3 protein-coding genes are annotated in these 2808 nt (G+C 33.3%); all 3 read left to right on the top strand.

What is annotated here, in order from left to right; all coding sequences use genetic code 11:
* The first annotated feature begins 78 nt into the window (after positions 1 to 78).
* The 3 genes from JEOSCH030_RS00025 (at position 79) to JEOSCH030_RS00015 (ending at position 2713) form a co-directional block, all read left to right on the top strand.
* Positions 79 to 768 (top strand): replication protein, encoded by a 690-nt coding sequence (locus tag JEOSCH030_RS00025; protein ID WP_183369010.1) that lies wholly within the window; start codon positions 79 to 81, stop codon positions 766 to 768.
* Between the two features lie 159 nt (positions 769 to 927).
* A complete protein-coding gene (gene mobV, locus JEOSCH030_RS00020; RefSeq protein WP_183369008.1) occupies positions 928 to 2118 on the top strand; it encodes a MobV family relaxase in 1191 nt (396 codons plus the stop codon).
* A 439-nt stretch (positions 2119 to 2557) separates the two neighbouring features.
* Positions 2558 to 2713 carry a CopG family transcriptional regulator gene (locus JEOSCH030_RS00015; RefSeq protein ID WP_183369006.1) on the top strand — a complete coding sequence of 52 codons (156 nt, stop codon included), beginning with the start codon at positions 2558 to 2560 and terminating at the stop codon, positions 2711 to 2713.
* Positions 2714 to 2808: the final 95 nt, after the last annotated feature.

Raw genomic sequence — 2808 nt, 5'->3', positions numbered from 1 at the left:
ATAGCAAAATCTCGGCTTTTGGCAATGCGTGAGATTTTGCTATTAAGGTAAGTTGTTCTAGTAAGGTGATTATATAATATGACTAATGAAAACTCAATTGAACAAGCTAAAGAAGTAAAGCCGAAAGGACGCTATTTTACATTCTTGTTGTATCCAGAATCGATACCAGAAGATTGGGAAACTCAACTCGAAATGTTAGGTGCACCTATCGCGATTAGTCCAATTCATGATAAAGATAAAAGTGATTCAGAGTTTCAAGAATATAAAAAGGCACATTATCATGTAATTTATGTAGCAGCTAATCCTGTTACATCACATAGTGTGAGAATGAAAATACAAAGGATTTTAGGTAAAGAAAGTGTAGCGAAAGTACAATTTGTAAAACAGAATATGGAGAATATGTATTTGTATTTAACACATGAATCAAAAGACGCGATAGCAAAAAACAAGTACAAATATGACAAAAAAGACATCAAGGAATTGAACAATTTTGATTTGGATCGTTACATCACATTAGATGTCGAAGATAAAGATGATATGTTGAATGATATATGTGACATGATTGATGAACACGACTTAGCCAACATGAGAGAATTAAGACGATTTGTAAAACGATATGGTGCAGAATATAACTTACCGAGTATGAAGATTATTAATTCAGTTTTACGTTCACATACAGGACTGCTTAGATTATATTTCGATGCAGTATATCAAGAGCGAAAATATGGACGGACTGACTATGATAAAACAACAGGAGAAATCACTTGAATTTGAACTTTAGGACTATCACAAGATAGTCCTTTTTCGCATAAGCGAAAACTGGTTTTAAGCCGTCTGCAAGACCACACGAACTAACGACTTATGTAATAAGTCTAGTGTGTTAGACTTTATCTAAGAATTTAAAGTTATCATAGCTGGAGGTGTCGTATGTCTTATTCAATTTTGAGGGTAGCTAGAGTGAAAGGTTCAAGTAATTCTAAAGGCATTCAAAAACACAATCAAAGAGAAAATAAAAATTATAATAACAAAGATATTAATCACGAAAACACGTATAAAAATTATGATTTAATTAACGAAAATAAGATTGATTATAGCGAAAAAATTGAGGATACAATTCATGCAAATTATTCAGGTAAACGTGCAATTCGAAAAGACGCAATTAAACATGTGGACGGATTAATTACGAGTGATAATGAATTTTTTAATAAGCTAAACGAAGAAGAAACTAATCAATTTTTTAGAGATAGTTTAGACTTTTTAGAGCAAGAATACGGAAAAGAAAATATGCTATATGCGACTGTTCATCTTGATGAAAAAGTACCGCATATGCACTTTGGTTTTGTGCCTTTGACAGATGACGGTAGATTGTCTGCAAAAGAGAAATTAGGTAACAAGAAAGCAATGACTGAACTGCAAGATAGATTTAATCAATATGTGAATGCTAAAGGATATAAGTTACAACGTGGAACTGCAAAAGAAGTATCTGAAAGACAACATCAAGATATTGATAAATTCAAAAAGGAAACAGAATATCATAAACAAGAGTTAGCGACTGTTCAAAAGGATCTGACGAAACTAGAAAAGCAGTTAGACGCTCATATAAGCGATTTAAGAGCTTCTAGTGATTTCGAGTACGAAAATGAGGTAGAGGTCAAAAAAGGCTTTCTAACGGGTCGAGAAGAGCTAGAAACAGGGCGTAAGGTTGTTTCTGCGGAAGAATTCGAGAGAATACAGCGAACTGTGACGTCTGCTCGTGATGTGCTTGATGATTATGAAAAGATTAGAGAAACTGATTTTTTCAAAGAAAATGAGGAATTAAAGAGTAAGAATCTAAAGTATGCTGCGTTCAGTATTGAGACAGATAAAGAAAACAAGAAACTCAAAAAAGAGTATGAAGAATATAAGGAGTTATTTACTAAGTATCAAAAACTAACGAGAGGGCTTTATACAACGCTTAGAGATAGCTTTCAAGGCTTTGACAAGGTATATGACAATATCAGTAATAAACTTCAACAAAACGATAAGACGGCAGTTTTTGGGCAGTTTATGGACTTTGTGAAAGAGGAAGTGCGTGAACAAGAGCGAACAAAACAAAGAGATATTGATATTGAGAGGTAACGTCTGTTTATGCCGAGAAAACATTTTGTTGGGAAAAGCAATCGAATTAAACTCGAGTGCAGTTGTGGTGTAGCCACGACTGCAACTCAAAGAGTTTTTCAGATTGCGAAAGGTTCACAACAAAATGGAAATTGGAATAAAGAGTGAAAAGATCTCTGCAAAATCAGAGGTCTTTTTTTGCTTTTTAGGGTTAGATTTTTACTTTGGGCTACAAAAAAGGGGGGACTACTACGACCCCCCTTTTAAGTGCCGAGTGCCAAAACATAGATTGTGAAGGGTTTTAGCCTTTAATATCAATGGTTATAGCGATTTTTCACAAAGCTACAAAATAGCTCCGTTTTGGGCTACATTTGGATTTATTCAAATAAATAAACGTATATTTGTTGACTAAATGCATATATTTGTATATTGTTGACCTAAATAAAAAAGGAGGGAAGAAATGACACAGAAAAAGAGATACACGATTAATGTTACAGAAGATACTGCAAAAAAATTCGAGGAGTTAGTTGAACATTATGCAATGCAAAAATCAGCGGTAATGACTTTGTTGATTAGAGAAGAATATGAAAGAAAGGAATTAGAGCAAAAAAAATAGCAAAATCTCGGCTTTTGGCAATGCGTGAGATTTTGCTATTAAGGTAAGTTGTTCTAGTAAGGTGATTATATAATATGACTAATGAAAACTCAATT

This window comes from Jeotgalicoccus meleagridis, assembly GCF_903994045.1.
In the GTDB taxonomy this organism is placed as follows: Bacteria; Bacillota; Bacilli; order Staphylococcales; family Salinicoccaceae; genus Jeotgalicoccus; species Jeotgalicoccus meleagridis.
This window is presented reverse-complemented; position numbering and strand designations above follow the sequence as displayed.